This window comes from Nocardioides sp. 503 (assembly GCF_004522095.1).
Taxonomy (GTDB): domain Bacteria; phylum Actinomycetota; class Actinomycetes; order Propionibacteriales; family Nocardioidaceae; genus Nocardioides.
In genome coordinates this window covers 1,041,133-1,057,713 of sequence record NZ_SPUI01000002.1, presented here as the reverse complement: position 1 = coordinate 1,057,713, position 16,581 = coordinate 1,041,133, and the positions used below count along the sequence as shown (strand labels likewise).

Sequence of the window (16,581 nt, the reverse complement as noted above, 5' to 3'; positions counted from 1 at the left end):
TCGGGGTCAGCCGACGGCCCCTTCCATCTGGAGCTCGATGAGCCGGTTGAGCTCGAGGGCGTACTCCATGGGGAGCTCCTTGGCGATCGGCTCGATGAACCCGCGCACGATCATCGCCATGGCCTCGTCCTGCTCCATGCCGCGCGACATCAGGTAGAAGAGCTGGTCGTCGGAGACCTTGGAGACGCTCGCCTCGTGACCCATCGAGACGTCGTCCTCGCGGATGTCGACGTAGGGGTAGGTGTCGGAGCGGCTGATCTGGTCGACCAGGAGCGCGTCGCAGAGCACGTTGGACTTGGAGCCGTGGGCGCCCTCGTTGATCTGGATCAGCCCGCGGTACGACGTGCGGCCACCGCCACGCGCCACCGACTTGCTCAGGATCGAGCTGGACGTGTGGGGCGCGGCGTGGACCATCTTGGCGCCGGCGTCCTGGTGCTGGCCCTCGCCGGCGAAGGCGATCGACAGCGTCTCGCCCTTGGCGTGCTCGCCCATGAGGTAGACGGCGGGGTACTTCATCGTGACCTTGGAGCCGATGTTGCCGTCGACCCACTCCATGGTGGCGCCGGCCTCGCAGACGGCCCGCTTGGTGACGAGGTTGTAGACGTTGTTGGACCAGTTCTGGATGGTCGTGTAGCGGCAGCGGCCGCCCTTCTTCACGATGATCTCCACGACGGCGGAGTGCAGCGAGTCGGAGGAGTAGATCGGCGCGGTGCAGCCCTCGACGTAGTGCACGTAGGCGTCCTCGTCGACGATGATCAGCGTGCGCTCGAACTGGCCCATGTTCTCGGTGTTGATCCGGAAGTAGGCCTGCAGCGGGATGTCCACGTGGACGCCCTTGGGCACGTAGATGAACGAGCCGCCCGACCACACCGAGGTGTTGAGCGCGGCGAACTTGTTGTCACCGACCGGGATGACGGTGCCGAAGTACTCCTGGAACAGCTCCGGCTGCTCGCGCAGCGCGGTGTCGGTGTCGAGGAAGAGCACGCCCTGGGCCTCGAGGTCCTCGCGGATCGAGTGGTAGACGACCTCGGACTCGTACTGCGCGGCGACACCGGAGACGAGGCGCTGCTTCTCCGCCTCGGGGATGCCGAGCTTGTCGTAGGTGTTCTTGATCTCCTCGGGGAGGTCGTCCCACGTCGCGGCCTGCTTCTCGCTGGAGCGCACGAAGTACTTGATGTTGTCGAAGTCGATCGCGCCGAGGTCGGAGCCCCACGTGGGCATCGGCTTGCGGTGGAAGAGCTTGAGGCCCTTCAGGCGGAGGTCGAGCATCCACTGCGGCTCGTTCTTGAGCGCGGAGATGTTGCGGACGACGTCCTCGCTCAGGCCGCGCTTCGCGGTGGCACCCGCGACGTCGGTGTCGGCCCAGCCGAAGTCGTAGCGGCCGATTCCCTGGAGCTCGGGGTTGAGCTCTTCGATGGAGGTCATCCGGTGACCCTCTCCTTCTGGTTGGTCGAGCCTGGCGTGGCGGCGGCAGCGGGGATGCACGTGGTGCAGACCCCGTCGCCGTGCGCGATGGTGGCGAGGCGCTGGACGTGGTGGTCGAGCACGCGGCTGATCGCCGCGGTCTCGGCCTCGCACAGCTGCGGGAACTCGTGGGCGACGTGGGAGACCGGGCAGTGCTGCTGGCACAGCTGCTCCCCCACGACGGGGAGCTGGCGCACCGAGGCGGCGTAGCCCTCCTCGGTGAAGATCCGGGCGAGCACCTCGGCCGGGCTGAGGTCGGGCTCCGCGGCCATCAGCGGCCCGAAGCGCTCCTCGACGAAGGCGACCCGGCGGTCGGCGAAGGCGCGTACGGCGTCCTCGCCCCCGGTCTCGGCCAGGAAGCGCAGCGCCAGCACGGCGAGGTCGTCGTACTTCTGGTCGAAGCCGTCGCGGCCCACCTCGGTGAGCGCGAAGAGCTTGGCCGGGCGGCCGCGGCCGCGGACGGCCTGGGAGCGGGGCTCGCGCGCCTCGACGGCGCCCTCCTCGACCAGCTGGTCGAGGTGGCGGCGTACGGCGGCCGGCGTCAGGTCGAGCCGCTCCGCCAGCGCCGCGGCGGTGGACGGCCCGTCGACGAGGATCGACCGCACGACACGCTGGCGCGTCGTCTGGTCGGGCCCGGTCACGGGCGCCTCGTCGAATATCACAACACCAGTGTGACGTTAATGCCTACGGGCGTTCAAGCAAGGTGAGCCTTACCCGTCGGTGGGGTGTGACGCGGGTCTCGTAGCGCGCAGCCAGGCGAGGCCGAAGAACGGCAGGACCAGCGGCAGGAAGCCGTAGCCCTGGCCGAAGTGGGACCACACCGTCTTGTCGGGGAACCAGTCGGTGACGACGTAGCTGAGCACCCCGACGAGCACCACCCCGGCGAGCTCGACCGAGCACGCCACGACCGCGAACCGCCAGGCGCGCGGCCCGCCCAGGAGCAGGCAGGTGGTCGCCACGAGATAGATGACGGCCGCCAGGAGTGAGAGCGAGTAGGCGACCGGCGCGCGGTCGGCGTCGGCGCCGAGCTGGACCAGCGAGCGGCCGGTCGCGGCCACCGCGAACACGCCGTAGACGAAGACCAGCACCCGTCCGGGCCCGGCGGAGAGGTCACGCACCGGCGCCACCCCAGATCGCCCAGAGCCGCAGCTCGAGGGCCACGACGGTGAACGTCGCGACGCCGAGCACGGCGGTCCCGGCGCGGGAGCGCTCGGCCAGCGACCAGAAGGCGCCGATCGGGAGCGCCAGCGCCACGCCCACCAGATAGCTCACGAACAGCACCCCCGACACGTCGCGCTCCGTGCCGTTCAGCAGGACCAGCCCCAGCACGAGCTGGACCAGCAGGACGGCCTCGGCCACGCCCATGACCACGAACTCACGGTCGCCGGCGGGCTCGTCGCGGGCGAGCAGCACCGCCACCGCGAGCAAGGTCACGGCGGCCAGCACGAGCACCGCACCCATGACCCAGACGTTCACGGCCGCAACCCTAGACTGCGACCGTGCCCGCCATCCCCGCCGTCTCCGTCGACGGCCTGGTGATGAGGTACGGCGACAAGCTTGCGGTGGACGGCCTCAGCCTCACCGTGGAGCAGCAGACGATCACCGCCGTGCTCGGCCCCAACGGCGCCGGCAAGACCACCACGCTGGAGACCTGCGAGGGCTACCGCACGCCCCATCAGGGCACCGTCCGGGTCCTCGGGCTGGACCCCGTGCGCCAGCGCTCCGAGCTGCACCCCCGCATCGGGGTCATGCTCCAGGGCGGCGGCGCGTGGAGCGGCGTGCGCGCGATGGAGATGCTGCGCCACATGGCCAAGCTGCACGCCCACCCGCTCGACGTGGACATGCTGGCGGAGCGGATCGGGCTGGGCGACTGCGGCCGCACGCCCTACCGGCGGCTCTCCGGGGGCCAGCAGCAGCGCCTCGCCCTGGCGCTCGCGCTGGTCGGACGGCCCGAGGTGGTCTTCGTCGACGAGCCCACCGCGGGCATGGACCCGGCCGTGCGGCGTACGACCTGGGAGCTGCTCGAGGAGCTGCGCGCCGACGGCGTCACCGTCGTCCTCACCACGCACTACATGGACGAGGCCGAGCACCTCGCCGACACGATCCACATCATCGACCGGGGCCGCCTCGTCGCGTCGGGCACGCCGCTGGAGCTGACGCGCGGCGGCACGGTGACCACGATCCGCCTGGTCGTGACCCAGCCCTTCCCCGACGGCGCCCCCGACTCGCTGCGCGAGGCGCTCGGTCCCGAGACCGTCGTGTCCCAGCTCGACGCCGTGAGCCTGCTCGTCACCGGCCCCGCCGACGCCTCGACGCTGGCCAAGGTGTCGCGGTGGTGCGACGAGCAGGGCGTGCTGCCGGAGTCGCTGACGCTGGGCCAGCGCAACCTCGAGGACGTCTTCCTCGACCTGACCGGAGGGGAGCTCACCCCGTGACCGGCACCTTCACCCCGATGCCCGGAGCCGCGCCGCTCCCCCGCCAGGTCCTCGCGCAGGCAGGCATGGAGGCGCGGCTGATGCTGCGCAACGGCGAGCAGCTGCTGCTGGCCGTGGTCATCCCCGCGATCGTCCTGGTGGGCGGCGTGCAGGGCTCCGACCGCATCGGCCTGGACTTCTCCCGGCCCGCCGTCGACGTGCTCACCCCCGGCGTCCTGGCGCTGGCGATCATGTCGACGGCGTTCACCTCGCTGGCGATCGCCACCGGCTTCGAGCGCCGCTACGGCGTCATCAAGCGCCTCGGCACCTCTCCCCTGTCCCGCACCGGACTGCTCGCGGGCAAGGTCGGCGCCCTGCTGCTCGTCGAGGTGCTGCAGGTCGCGGTCATCTCCGGTGTGGGCCTGGCGATGGGCTGGTCCCCGCGCGTCGACGTGGTCGCGACGGTCCTGGCCCTCGTCCTCGGCACCGCCGCGTTCGCCGGCCTGGGCCTCGCGCTCGCCGGCTCGCTGCGCGCCGAGGCCACGCTCGCCGCCGCCAACCTGGTCTACCTGCTGCTGCTCGCCGGCGGGGCCGTCGTGCTCCCGACCTCCGCGTACGGCGACTTCGGCGAGGTCGTCCGCTGGCTCCCCTCCGGCGCGCTCGGCAACGCCATGCGCGACGCGCTCATCGACTCCGCCGTCGCGTGGCGCGAGCTCGCCGTGCTCGTCGGCTGGGCCGTCGGGGGCGCCGTCCTCACCGCGAGGACGTTCACGTGGGAGTGAGCGACCCGCGCTGGACCCTGGCCCCGTGGGTGCGGCCGCTGGGCTGGGCCACCCTGGTCGCCAACATCATGCTCGTCGTCACCGGCGGCGCCGTCCGGCTCACCGGCTCCGGCCTCGGCTGCCCCACCTGGCCGCGGTGCACCGAGGAGTCGTTCCGCCCGCACGGCGAGCTGACCCTCCACGCCGCGATCGAGTTCGGCAACCGGATGCTGACCTTCGTCCTCGTGGCGATCGCCGTGGCGACGTTCGTCTCGGCCTGGCAGACCGGCCGGCGTGAGCTGCGCCGTCTCTCCATCATCCTGGCGCTCGGGATCCCGGCCCAGGCGGTCATCGGCGGCATCTCGGTGCTCACCGAGCTGAACCCGTGGATCGTCTCCTTCCACCTGCTCTGCTCGATGGCGATCATCGGCCTGGCGGTGCTGTTCCTCCGCCGGATCGACCACCCGGCCCCCACGCGGGCCTCGGGCGGCCTGGTCTGGCTGGCGTGGCTGACCTTCGCGTCCGCATGGGTCGTGCTCTACCTCGGCACCGTGGTCACCGGCTCCGGCCCCCACGCGGGTGACATCGACTCCGAGCGCAACAACCTCGACCCGCTCCAGGTCAGCCAGCTCCACGCCGACTCGGTCTTCCTCTTCGTCGGCCTCGGCATCGGCCTCCTCTGCGCCCTGGCCGCGGTCGGGGCGTCGCGCGAGGCGCGCCGGGCCGTCGTCGTGCTGCTCGCGGTGTCGATCGGCCAGGGCGCCATCGGCTTCGTGCAGTACTTCACTGACCTGCCCGAGATCCTGGTCGGCTTCCACATGCTCGGCGCCGCGCTCATCTCGGCGTGCGTCACGTGGGTGCTGGTGACGGTCGTCCACCGAGGCACCTCCGGGTCACCGGCGGCCTGAGACGGTCCTCCGCACCTCGGCCGGCGCCACTCCCGACGTGGTCTAGCCCGCTTCTCCGCAAGGACTGCAGGGAACCGCGTTCCCCGCTATTGTCGACCGCTCAAGGCGATCGGGACTCTTGATGAGGGCTCGGCCCGCCCGACCCTGCACGAGAGGCAGACACGTGACTACTGCTCAGGCGGTGGGGCGCTCGCGTCCGGCCTCGCGGACCGCGATCTCGGTGCTGCTCCTCGCGCTGGCGCTGACGGCCCTCGTGGCCCCGAGCCGGGCGTCCGCCGCCGGGGGCAGGCCCGACCTGACGATCGCGAAGGTCTCCGTCCCGTCCTCGGTGAAGGCCGGCACGAGCACGCGGATCTCGACCACGGTCAAGAACACCGGCAGCAAGGCCGCCGGTGCGTCGGTCGTCTCCCTGTCCCTGTCCCGGGATCGCAAGGTCGGCGGTGACACCGCTCTCGCTGCCGCCGGCAAGATGACGTCCCTGCGACCGAGGAAGTCACTCTCCCGCAACATCTCGGTGGCGATCCCTGCCCGAACGACGGCCGGGTCCTACTACCTGGTCGTCTGCGCCGACGCGAAGAAGAAGGTCCGCGAGCGCAACGAGAGGAACAACTGCCGGGTCGGCACCAAGCCGATCCGGGTCACGGCGTCCGGGCCGGCCGCCCCCTCCGGCGGGAAGCTGACGCTCGCCCCGACGTCCTACGACTGGCAGACGGTCGCGATCGGGTCCGCCCCTGCCCAGAAGACGATCACCGTGACCAACACGGGCACCGGACCGCTGCCCGCCTTGGCCCGCGCGGCACTGACCGGCGACAGCGGTTTCGCGATCGTCACCGACGGGTGTGCCGGCAAGCCGCTGCGGGTCGGCTCCGCGTGCAACCTGGTCGTGAGCTTCAGCCCCGCCGGCCCCGGGACCAAAGCGGGCAGTCTGACTGTCCGCGCGGGGGCCGGGCCTGGCCTCGTCTCGGCGACCACCGGTCTTCAGGGCACGGGCGTCGACCCGCTGGGGGCGCACCTCACGAGCGGGGTCGGCGGCCAGGACTTCGGCACGGTCCCCCAGCGGGTGGCCACCCCCACCACCACCTTCACCATCTCCAACGACGGCACCTACGAGTCCGGGGTGATCGCGGAGCCGGCCATCGAGAACGGCGCGGCCACGGGTTTCAACATCGTGTCGCAGACCTGCGCCGGGGTGACGCTCGATGTCGGCGAGTCGTGCACGGTCTCGGTGAACCTCGAGGCGCGCGCTCAGGGCCCCCTGTACGCGAAGCTCTGGGTCAGTGCCGCGCCGGGAGGCGACCTGAGCTTCATGCTCACGGGGACCGGCGAGACGGGCTTCTGGATCTGGAACTCCCAGGTGGACTTCGAGACGGTCGCCGTCGGAGACCAGAGCGGCACCAAGACGATCAGTCCCGGCAACGCCACCGGCGACACCAAGACGGACGTCAGCGTGACCATCACCGGCCCCGACGCCGATCAGTTCCAGCTCGGGTGGCAGAACTGCTCACCCCAGGTCGCTCCCCGACAGTCGTGCAGCATCGAGGTCGCCTTCCGGCCCACGTCACCCGGCGCCAAGACGGCGCAGCTCTCGTTGCGCTCCACCCCCGGCGGCATCGTCGTCATCGATCTCACAGGCTCGGGCCGCCCGATGACGGTCGCCCCCTCCAGCCGCTCGTTCAGTGCCTTCGCCGGAGAGACCACGCAGGCCACGTCGTTCACGGTCACCAACCTCGATGCCGCCACCACCGGCGCGTTGAGCAGCCAGCTGACAGGCCCGGACGCATCCCAGTTCCGGATTGTCAGCGATGGGTGCGGTGGCGCCACGCTCACCTCCGGATCCACCTGTTCGGTGACCGTCGTGTTCGAGCCCACGGGCTCCCACGGCGGGAGGTCGGCCGCGCTCGTCGTGAGCGGCCAGCCAGGTGGGACCACGACCGCCTCGCTGGAGGGCACCGTCCGCGCACCGGCCATGTTCTCGGTGGCCCCCACCACCTCGATCAACTTCGGGACGATCCCGGTGGCTGTCGGGTACTCCGAACGGACCCTGGTGCTGAGGAACACCGGCGAACTGCCCTCGGGGGTCATCAGCTTCGCGCTCGAGGACGAGAACGTGCCTGGCCAGTTCCTCATCGATCCCGACGAGTGCGCCGGGAAGGTCCTCGCGCCGAACGCGACGTGCCTCTTCCAGGTGGGCTTCGATCCCAGTCAGGCGGGCAGTGCCACCGCCTCCATCGCGATCACCGCACCCGGCGCGTTGACCGGCCACGTGCCACTGAGCGGCGTGGGGGGCTAGCAGGTCACCGTGCCGCTCCGCACACCTGAGGAGGGACCTGTGCTCGCTCGTCGAACGAGGCTGTCGATCTCACTGCTGTCGGTCCTGGCGGTGATCGTCGCCAGCCTCGGGGTCCTGGTGGGTCCCGTGAGCGGCCCGGCCACCGCTGCGGATCCCGAGGAGACCGACGAGATCGGTGAGACCGTCACCTGGGGCACGTCGCAGCAGGTCGTCAGCGAGGCGCCGTTCAGCGCCCGCGCCCGGGTCACCGGCGTCTCCTGCCCGTCGGTCGGCTTCTGCGCGTCGGTGAGCCAGTACGGCGTCGTCCGCACGGCGCCGGGCACCGCAGGGCCGTGGACGGAGCGTTTCACCGACCACGCGCTGCGCTTCACCGACATCTCGTGCGCCACGGCATCGTTCTGTCTCGCGGTGTCGGAGTCCGGCCTGATGTACGGCTCGGACGAGCCCGCTACCGAGTCGTCCTGGAGGGTCGTCCTCGAACAGGACCATGCCTTGACGGCCGTCTCGTGCGCGACTCCCACGCTGTGCGCCGCCGCGGGACGGGGTCCTTCCGGCGGTGGGCTGTGGTACTCGACGGACCCGCTCCAGACCTGGGACGTGCAGAACTACGTCGACAACCCGCCCTTCGCCGACGTCTCGTGCGCGGCCTCGCCCGGCACGCTCTGCAAGGGCGTCGACGGGCAGGGCGAGGAGATGGAGTCGATCAGCTCCCCCGGGTCACCGTTCGCCAGCTGGTCCATCGCCAACGTCGTGGATCACCACGTCACGGTCTCGTGCGCCACGCCGACCAGCTGCCGGGGCCGCGCGGCGGACTCGACGACCGATCTCGACTGCCCGACGACGAGCCTGTGCGTCGAGATCGACGCCGCCGGCACGACGGCCCGACGCAGCGTCGGCGGGGGGTCCTTCACCTCGACCACGACGCACGCGGAGGGCATGAGCGCCGTCGGCTGCGTGCGAGGGGGCACGGCGTGCGTGATCGGGACCACCGACGGCCGCATGATCAGCACCGACGACGCTGCCGCCCCGACCGCGACCTGGACCACCAGCGGCGTGCGGGAGGAGCTCAACAGCCTGACCGACGTCGACTGCCTCTCGGCCACGGCGTGCGTCGCCGTCGACGGCACCGGCCACCTGCTCTCGAGCAGCTCCCCGACCGAGGGCGCCTCCGCGTGGACGACGACCCAGGTCAACCCGTCCGGCCGGGCCGCGCAGAAGGTCGACTGCCCGACCGTCTCTCTCTGCGTCGTGGGCTACACGGACGGCGAGATCGTCACGGTCGAGGACCCCTTCGGAGCACGCACCGCGACTGTCCGCAACGTCGCGGGCACCGCGACCATCCGTGCGGTGTCGTGCCCGTCGGCCGATCTCTGCGTGCTCGGCACGCAGGACGACGACCTCATCACCTCGACGGCGCCGACCACCGCCGCCTGGGTCGTCGACCCGATCGTCACGGACGACTGGGTCAGCGTCGTGACCTGCCGTACGACGACCGAGTGCTACGCCGTGACGAACGGGGGCCACATCCTGTCGTCGACGGACCCCGCCACGGACGACTGGTTCTACGAGGGCGACCAGCCCTCCACCGTCGAGTGGGCACCGCGGGCCATGACCTGCTCCTCCGCCACCCGGTGCCTGGTCGGCGACGGGGGCGGCCACGTGTGGCGGCTGAACCCCGCCGAGGACCTGCTCGACTGGTACGAGGTGCCGATCGCCGATCTCCCCCAGGACACCCCGCGCTCGCGGATCTTCGACATCGACTGCAGCGCGGACGACGTCTGCGTGGCGGCCTCCGCCGGCTACCTCATCGCCCAGGCCCCCGGCCTGGATGGAGACTGGGGGAACGGTGCGGTCGCACAGGCGTCGAGCCGGCGGCCGACCGCCTTCCAAGGCGTAGCCTGCGCCGGACGACGTTCTGCCTCGCCGCCGACGTCACCGGCGAGCTGGTCACCGGGACGGTGAACCACGCACCCCTCTCCGTCGTCAAGACCGGCACCGGGACCGGCACGGTCACCAGCGGCGGGCCGGGCATCGACTGCGGCACGACCTGCACCGATCCCGTCGTGCCCGTGGGTGCCGTGGTCGTCCTGACCGCGGCACCCGACAGTGACTCCGAGCTCCTGGGGTGGGGTGACGAGGTCGACTGCGGCACGCACCTGGAGTGCGAGGTCACCGTCAAGGACGGCGGCACCACCGTGACACCCAGGTTCCGCCGGCCCCGCCACCTGCGGGTCCAGGTCCTGGGCGGCAGCAGCGTCCAGGGGGCAGAGGCTGGTTTTCCTTGTTGGTCCTCCTGCGACTCGACGCATGACGACGGTGAGGTCGTCACCCTGACCGCGACGCCGGACCCCGGCTCGACCTTCTCGTACTGGACCGGTGGCTGCACGGGCAGCACCAACCCCTGCGTGGTCACGATGGACGCCAGCAAGACCGTGGCTGCCCACTTCGACGTCCCCACCACCCCGCCCGCGAACCCGACCGCCGCTCCCGTCATCAGAGCGGCCGGCATCTCCCCCAAGTCCGTCGCCAAGGGGAAGCGCATCACGTTCTCGGTCACGTCCTCGGCTCGTGGGGTCACGCGGGTCCTGGTCGGCAAGCCCACCGTCGGTCGCGTGGTCGCGGGTGTCTGCAAGCCGAAGACCGCCAAGAACAAGGCGAAGAAGAAGTGCACCTACACCCGGGTGGTCACGACGCTGCGGAGCACGCAGGCCGCTGGCAGGACCGCGATCGCCTACAGCACCAAGAGGCTCGTGCCGGGCACCTACAAGGCGACGATCACCGTCACCGGGACCAGCGGACTCGTCTCGCGGCCCCAGGTCCTGACCTTCCGGGTCACGAAGCGGTAGCCCCCACGACGTCGGCGGATCAACGAGAGAGGGCTCTGCACGGGGAGTGGTGTGGTCCTAGGGTCGCACCATGCCCGAGTTCACCTGGCTCCCCGCCAACCAAGCGACGGTCGAGGACGTCGAGGCGGTCTTCGCCACGAGCGGCGCCCGCAAGTGCCGCTGCCAGGCCATGAAGGTGCCGGGCTGGATCTGGCGCGACATCACCCAGGAGGAGCGCGACGTCGCCCTGCTCGAGCAGACCGCCTGCGGCACCCCCGGACCGACCTCCGGGCTGATCGGCTACGTCGACGGCGAGGCGGCCGGCTGGGTCGCCGTCGAGCCTCGGGAGAACTACCCCCGCCTGTGGAGCCGCAAGCAGCCGTGGATGCGGATGGACCCGGAGCTGCCGGGCATCTGGTCGGTCACCTGCTTCGTCGTGCGCAAGGGCTGGCGCCAGGCGGGACTGACCTACGAGCTTGCGAACGCCACCGTCGAGTACGGCGCGCAGGTCGGCGCCCGCATCCTCGAGGGCTACCCGATGGAGCCGCCGCCCGGCAAGCAGGTCATCTGGGACGAGGCCTCGGTCGGCCTGCTCCAGGTCTTCCTCGAGGCCGGCTACGAGGTGCACGCCTCCCCCACGCTGCGGCGGCGCGTCGTGCGGCGAGTGCTGCCTGAGTCCTCCTGACGCCGCTACACAGCGACGGGTGTCGTCGCGCCTGAGCTCACAGTCACGGGGCCTGGGAACGGTCAGACGGTGGCGTCGCGGCTTGGTTCCGTCCGAGAAGAACGCTCCATGGCGTCGTGTCGCCAGCGCAGGTACTGCTCGGAGTAGATGAGGCCGAGAAGCACCCCGATGACGAGCAGGCCGGTCGTGTCCATGTCCTCCCACACGAAGTCCTCTCGGGCCACGAGTGCCCCCACGACCGCGACGGTCATCAGCACCGCCATGAACGTCAGCCGTGAGACCAGGTCGCGGCGGTACAGCAGCTGCCACCCGACCCCTGCCGCCAACCCGGTGAGGAAGAAGCTGGCCCTCTGCGCGCCCGTGACGTTGGCGACGACGATCGCGACCGAACCGGCGAACCAGGGAACGAGCCACGCCCACGCTCGTCGGGGCTCGCGGTTCAGTGCACGTCCCTCCATGCCGGAGAGGGTCTCACGAGACGCCGGCGGACGAAGGTGGTTAAGAGGAACCGACGCTCGAGCCGATGACAGGGCGTGCCCTAAGCAGCAGACTTACGACTGTGGGCAAGTTCGTGATCACCATGCCGGCCGTCTCCTACGCCCGCGAGTTGTGGCGATTCGGCGAGTCAGACCTGGCGAGGCGCGCAGCCGGGATGAGTCCCAGTCAATGCGCAGATGTCGGTGAGCGGGCCGGAGACCTCAGTCTCAGCGGGGAGGCCGAGCGGCTCTGGCCCGGCGGCCCACGGGGTCATGCCTCATGCGTCCTGCTGGCGGCGATCGAGCACCTCGAGGGGCGCCCGCGACCGTGTGCACGGGTGCGCCGCCTACCCGAGAAGTCGTTGCCTGAGGAATGGAGACTCAGCGAAGACGAGCTCTGGGCCGAGGTGGAGCCAGTGCGCCGCGTGATGAGCTCTCGCCTGCATGGACAACAGTGACCTGACCTGCCGCGATCCGCGCGCACATCGCGCGTGCGTCATTCTGTCGTCTTTTGGCGCGCGGAGCGTCTGATGTCGCTCGTTCAGGCGATGAGCTCGAGGAGGAGTCGTTCGCCGGGTGAGTAGATGTCCACGTGCCCGGATGGGGCGGGTGCGCGGGAGCGGTAGGTGTGACCGGTCGGGGTGGTCGTCTCGACGGTGTGGCGCCACAGGCTGAAGACTTGGGACGCGGACCAGCCCAGGGCCTGCTTGACGAGGTTGCACCGCCGGCACAGCCCTTGGAGGTTGTAGGAGGCGGTCGGGCCGCTGTCCTCGTAGGCCACGACGTGGTCGGCCTCGCGGATCGGGGCGCCGCACCACGGGGTCCGGCACAGGCCCAGGTCACGGGTCGCCACGAACGAGGCCAACCCGGCCGGGGCACACCGGGCGCGGGAGTCCATGCCGATCAGCTCACCGGTGCTCGGGGCCACGTAGAGCCGCCGGACCCACAACCTCGCCTGCGCAGCGGCGTCCCTGACGAACGCCCGCGCCCACGGCGCCGGGACCGGGCCGTAGCCCTCCAGGTCCGCGGCATCCTCGGAGGTCCCGAAGAAGGAGGTGTCGCTCATGACCAGCTTCAGCTCGACCTTCGGCGCCGCCTCGGTGGACTCGCTCGTGACGCGCTCGACCAGGGCGTCGGCCATGAGCTGGCCCTGGGAGCGGGGGTCGCCCTGGGAGCGGGCGTTCTTGGCGATCGTGAGCAGCACCGCGTAGACCCACACCGCCTGCTTGACCGGCAGCAGGACCCGGACCCAGCACATCGTGTCCGGCGCCGGGCGCAGCGAGACGTGCCGCTCAGCCTCCGCACGACGGGCACGTGCGGCGACCGCGGCCGGGTCGAGCTCGCACGCCAGCTTGCGCGCGGCGCGGCTCAGGCCCTGGTCGCTCATCGACGCCGCCTCCCCGTTCGCACACAACCGGGCGTCGACCTCGGCACGGTCCTCAACGGACAGGCACGCGGTCTCACGGGCCAGGATCATGGCCCGCCACTCACTCAGCCGGCCCTCCTGCATCAGACGCAGCGTGCACGGCATCTCCGCGGTCAGGACCTTGCCCAGACCCAACAACCGCGCCCCCGCGTGCGGCGACTCCCGCCGCGCCAGACCGATCTGCGCCGCGACGCCCTCCCCCACCCGACTCGCACGGACCCCGGCCTCCACCTGGGCCGCACGCTGCGAAGCATCCAGCTCGACCGCGGTCACCGCCTGCGCCGCCGACGCAGCGCACTTCAGGTCCTCCAGCTCACGCAACAGGTCGACCCGCTCAGCGTCCGTGAGATCGCTCGGGCAGGCCGCGAGCGCGGACCGCGCCTCCCGCACCTGATCCATCAACGACTCGAACATGTGTTCGACCCTAGACCCGCCCACCGACACCCGTCCAGGGTCGCGTCGGACCCTGTGGAGAACTGCGGTGCGCGCTCGCCCACGGTCGAGGAGGATGCCCCCATGCTTGCCGACCTGTGGCCCACGTACGCCCTCGCACTCACCACGCCCCGGCTCTCCCTGAGGCTGCCGTCGGAGGCTGAGCTCGCCGAGCTGGCGCAGCTGGCGGCCCGCGGCGTCCACGGTTCCGACGAGCGCCCGTTCCTCACCCCGTGGGCGGAGGGCGCGCCGGAGGAGCGAGCGCGCTTCGTGCTCCGGGAGCACTGGCACCAGCTCTCGTCCTGGACGCCGGAGAGCTGGCGCCTGGGTCTCGGGGTCTTCCTCCACACCGGACAGGCCTTGGGGGTCGTCACCCTGCGGTCCCGGGACTTCACGGTCACGCGCGAGGTCACGACGTCCTCCTGGCTCGGGCTCGAGCACCAAGGGCAGGGGTACGGCACCGAGGCCCGCTCCGCGCTCCTGACGCTCGCCTTCGACCACCTCGGCGCCACGGACGCGACCACCGAGGTCTTCCCGGACAACCACGCGTCCCAAGGCGTCTCCCGCCGGCTCGGCTACCACCCCGACGGCATCTCCCGTGACCGGCGCGACGACCAGGTGCTCGTCTCCGACCGGCTCCGACTCACCGCCGACCGCTGGGCTGCGAGCACGCCGTACGTCGCCGTGCAGGTCACGGGTCTCGAGGAGGCTGCCGCGATGTTCCACTGACAGTGGCCGCAAACCGAGCGGTGCGCACGGAACCGGCCCGCAGCCGAGCGCGTCCCAGACGTGTGACAGACACACCACGCACGGGCGGCGCAGGCTGGCGACGAGCGGTGCTCTGCGCGGGGTTGGCGTGGTGCCTCGTCGCCTGCGACGACGCCGACGACCGCAGCTGCGCGGCCGTCATGTCCTACGCCGAGCCGAGTCTCACGATCACCGACGTGCTCGGCCCCACGGGAGCCAGCCTCGACACCGTCCGGCTGGACGCGTGGCGGGTCGACGGTCGACCAACGCTGCGCGAGCTGCGCTTCGCCGCCGAACGCGACGGCGAGCACGCCGGTGCGACGTGGACGCCCGGACACGTCACGAGCGATGCCCACCTGCACACGGGGCTGAGCATCTCGCCGTCCGGCGATCTGATGTGCCACGTCCCGTGCGGGTTCGGCTCGATGCAGGGGTCGGTCGAGGTCGTCGTCACCGCAGCGGACGGCAGCCGCGGGACGAGCACCGCCGAGGCGACGTACCGGTCCCAGCATCCCGGCTGCGGCGGCGCCGAGGACGACGGCACCGATGTCGTGGTGCGGCTCAGGAGCTGAGCCCGGGCGCCTCCGGACGCGCGCCCTCGCCGCGGCCCAGGCGCGAGTGCCGGTAGCCGTAGGACGCGTAGACGACCAGGCCGATGGCCATCCACACCAGGAAGCGCACCCAGGTGCCGCCGGTGAGGTTCAGCATCAGGTAGAGGCACAGCAGCACCGACGCGGTGGCGACGACGTAGACGGCCGGCGTGCGGAAGCCGCGGTGCAGGTCGGGGCGGCTGCGGCGCAGGATCACGACCCCGACGCTCACCAGGATGAACGCGAAGAGGGTGCCGATGCTGACCAGGTTGACCAACACCTTCAGGTCGACCAGTCCGCCGATCAGGGCCACGGCGACGCCGGTGACGATCGTGATGACGTACGGCGTGCCGAAGCGCGGGTGCACCTTGGCGAGGCTCGCGGGCAGCAGCCCGTCGCGGGCCATCGCGAAGGCGACCCGGGTCTGGCCGAGCATCAGGATCATCACCACGACGATCAGGCCGATGCAGGCGCCGATCGAGATCAGCCGCCCCATGAAGTCCAGCCCGACGGCGTCGAACGCCGTGGCGAGCGGCGCGGGGTCGCCCTCCTCGATGTCGCGGAAGTTGCGCATGCCGGTGAGCACCAGGCTGACTGCGATGTAGAGCAGGGTCACGATGACCAGCGACCCGAGGATCCCGCGCGGCACGTCGCGCTGGGGGTTCTTGGTCTCCTCGGCGGTGGTGGCCACGACGTCGAAGCCGATGAACGCGAAGAACACGATGGAGGCGCCCGCGATCACGCCGGCCAGGCCGTAGACGGCCGGGTCGACTCCCAGCAGCGAGCTGATCAGGGTGTGGTCGAGGAAGCCGCCCGTGGCGTCGGGCGTGGGCTCCGAGGGCGGGATGAACGGCGTGTAGTTGTCGCCGGAGATGTGCCCGACGCCGAAGATGATCACCGCGGCGATGACGAGCAGCTTGATCGCGACGATGACCTGGTTGATCCGGCTCGACAGCTTGATGCCGCCGATGAGGATCGCGGTGACGAGCAGCGAGATGACGATCGCCGGCAGGTCGACCACCCCCTCGCCGGCGGAGCCGAGGGAGGTCGGCACCTCGAGGAAGGTGCCGTCGAAGACCTCCTGGAAGTACCCCGAGAAGCTGGTGCTGAGCGCCGCCGCCCCGATGGTGAACTCCAGCGCCAGGTCCCAGCCGATGATCCACGCGAGCAGCTCGCCGAAGGAGGCGTAGCTGAACGTGTAGGCGCTGCCGGCCACCGGCAGCGTCGAGGCGAACTCCGCGTAGCAGAGCGCCGCCAGGGCGCACGCCAGTCCGGCGATGGCGAAGGAGATCGTGATCGCCGGACCGGAGTTGGTCTTGGCGACGGTGCCCGTGACGACGAAGATCCCGGCGCCCACGATGACCCCGACGCCGAAGATCAACAGGTCCAGGACCCCGAGGTCCTTCTTGAGCCGGTGCTCCGGCTCGTCGGTCTCGGCGATCGACTGCTCGACGGACTTCGTACGGAAGAGATCCACCCGAGCACGTTAGTTCCGGTGGGTCCAGGGCGCTAGGCGGGCCCCGGGGGTTTCGAGACAGGACTTCGTCCTTCCTCAACCTCCGG

The 16,581-nt window shown here is 71.0% G+C and carries 16 protein-coding genes; 9 read left to right on the top strand and 7 right to left on the bottom strand.

The window, feature by feature from the left end; all coding sequences use genetic code 11:
* Nucleotides 1–6: 6 nt before the first annotated feature.
* From sufB to E4622_RS06075, 4 genes are all read right to left on the bottom strand, one after another.
* Entirely contained in the window at nucleotides 7–1,425 is a 1,419-nt protein-coding gene (sufB, locus tag E4622_RS06090) for a Fe-S cluster assembly protein SufB (RefSeq protein ID WP_134739127.1), read from the bottom strand.
* Nucleotides 1,422–2,105: a metalloregulator ArsR/SmtB family transcription factor gene (locus E4622_RS06085; protein ID WP_134739126.1), complete on the bottom strand. Its 684-nt coding sequence runs from the start codon at nucleotides 2,103–2,105 to the stop codon at nucleotides 1,422–1,424. Before E4622_RS06085 ends, sufB begins: the two co-directional genes overlap by 4 nt.
* 69 nt (nucleotides 2,106–2,174) lie before the next feature.
* Nucleotides 2,175–2,582, bottom strand: coding sequence for a hypothetical protein (locus E4622_RS06080; RefSeq protein WP_245155904.1), 408 nt, complete (start codon nucleotides 2,580–2,582; stop codon nucleotides 2,175–2,177).
* Entirely contained in the window at nucleotides 2,575–2,940 is a 366-nt protein-coding gene (locus tag E4622_RS06075; RefSeq protein ID WP_209021796.1) for a hypothetical protein, read from the bottom strand. The genes E4622_RS06080 and E4622_RS06075 overlap by 8 nt, the downstream gene beginning before the upstream one ends.
* Before the next feature lie 23 nt (nucleotides 2,941–2,963).
* On the opposite strand from E4622_RS06075, the gene E4622_RS06070 reads away from it, so the two are divergent.
* The 7 genes from E4622_RS06070 to E4622_RS06040 all read left to right on the top strand — a co-directional run bounded on the left by E4622_RS06070 (nucleotide 2,964) and on the right by E4622_RS06040 (nucleotide 11,347).
* Complete coding sequence (locus tag E4622_RS06070) at nucleotides 2,964–3,899, top strand: ABC transporter ATP-binding protein (protein ID WP_245155903.1); 936 nt, start codon at nucleotides 2,964–2,966, stop codon at nucleotides 3,897–3,899.
* Nucleotides 3,896–4,660, top strand: coding sequence for an ABC transporter permease (locus tag E4622_RS06065; protein WP_245155902.1), 765 nt, complete (start codon nucleotides 3,896–3,898; stop codon nucleotides 4,658–4,660). The genes E4622_RS06070 and E4622_RS06065 overlap by 4 nt, the downstream gene beginning before the upstream one ends.
* Nucleotides 4,651–5,547 carry a COX15/CtaA family protein gene (locus tag E4622_RS06060; RefSeq protein ID WP_245155901.1) on the top strand — a complete coding sequence of 299 codons (897 nt, stop codon included), beginning with the start codon at nucleotides 4,651–4,653 and terminating at the stop codon, nucleotides 5,545–5,547. The genes E4622_RS06065 and E4622_RS06060 overlap by 10 nt, the downstream gene beginning before the upstream one ends.
* Nucleotides 5,548–5,710: 163 nt before the next feature.
* The gene (locus E4622_RS06055) at nucleotides 5,711–7,837 is read left to right on the top strand and encodes a choice-of-anchor D domain-containing protein (RefSeq protein WP_167735987.1); all 2,127 of its coding nucleotides are present in this window, start codon (nucleotides 5,711–5,713) and stop codon (nucleotides 7,835–7,837) included.
* A gap of 39 nt (nucleotides 7,838–7,876) precedes the next feature.
* Entirely contained in the window at nucleotides 7,877–9,799 is a 1,923-nt protein-coding gene (locus E4622_RS06050) for a hypothetical protein (protein WP_134739123.1), read from the top strand.
* Nucleotides 9,796–10,683, top strand: coding sequence for a hypothetical protein (locus tag E4622_RS06045; RefSeq protein ID WP_134739122.1), 888 nt, complete (start codon nucleotides 9,796–9,798; stop codon nucleotides 10,681–10,683). Before E4622_RS06050 ends, E4622_RS06045 begins: the two co-directional genes overlap by 4 nt.
* Before the next feature lie 70 nt (nucleotides 10,684–10,753).
* Entirely contained in the window at nucleotides 10,754–11,347 is a 594-nt protein-coding gene (locus E4622_RS06040) for a GNAT family N-acetyltransferase (protein ID WP_134739121.1), read from the top strand.
* A 62-nt stretch (nucleotides 11,348–11,409) separates the two neighbouring features.
* On the opposite strand, the gene E4622_RS06035 is transcribed toward E4622_RS06040, so the two are convergent.
* Entirely contained in the window at nucleotides 11,410–11,805 is a 396-nt protein-coding gene (locus E4622_RS06035; RefSeq protein WP_134739120.1) for a hypothetical protein, read from the bottom strand.
* A 559-nt stretch (nucleotides 11,806–12,364) separates the two neighbouring features.
* Entirely contained in the window at nucleotides 12,365–13,663 is a 1,299-nt protein-coding gene (locus tag E4622_RS06030; RefSeq protein WP_134739119.1) for an HNH endonuclease signature motif containing protein, read from the bottom strand.
* Between the two features lie 102 nt (nucleotides 13,664–13,765).
* Between E4622_RS06030 and E4622_RS06025 the strand changes: the two genes are divergently transcribed.
* The gene (locus E4622_RS06025) at nucleotides 13,766–14,410 is read left to right on the top strand and encodes a GNAT family protein (RefSeq protein ID WP_134739118.1); all 645 of its coding nucleotides are present in this window, start codon (nucleotides 13,766–13,768) and stop codon (nucleotides 14,408–14,410) included.
* A 62-nt stretch (nucleotides 14,411–14,472) separates the two neighbouring features.
* Nucleotides 14,473–15,000, top strand: a complete 528-nt coding sequence (locus E4622_RS06020; RefSeq protein ID WP_134739117.1) for a hypothetical protein — start codon at nucleotides 14,473–14,475, stop codon at nucleotides 14,998–15,000.
* Here the strand turns inward: E4622_RS06020 and E4622_RS06015 are convergent.
* The gene (locus E4622_RS06015) at nucleotides 14,990–16,495 is read right to left on the bottom strand and encodes an amino acid permease (RefSeq protein WP_134739116.1); all 1,506 of its coding nucleotides are present in this window, start codon (nucleotides 16,493–16,495) and stop codon (nucleotides 14,990–14,992) included. The genes E4622_RS06020 and E4622_RS06015 overlap by 11 nt on opposite strands.
* Nucleotides 16,496–16,581: the final 86 nt, after the last annotated feature.

What these genes read in the sequence shown, in the direction of transcription:
- sufB (WP_134739127.1), bottom strand. Translation starts at nt 1,425, where the DNA reads ATGACCTCCATCGAAGAGCTCAACCCCGAGCTCCAGGGAATCGGCCGC.
- E4622_RS06040 (WP_134739121.1), top strand. Translation starts at nt 10,754, where the DNA reads ATGCCCGAGTTCACCTGGCTCCCCGCCAACCAAGCGACGGTCGAGGAC.
- E4622_RS06035 (WP_134739120.1), bottom strand. Translation starts at nt 11,805, where the DNA reads ATGGAGGGACGTGCACTGAACCGCGAGCCCCGACGAGCGTGGGCGTGG.
- E4622_RS06030 (WP_134739119.1), bottom strand. Translation starts at nt 13,663, where the DNA reads ATGTTCGAGTCGTTGATGGATCAGGTGCGGGAGGCGCGGTCCGCGCTC.
- E4622_RS06025 (WP_134739118.1), top strand. Translation starts at nt 13,766, where the DNA reads ATGCTTGCCGACCTGTGGCCCACGTACGCCCTCGCACTCACCACGCCC.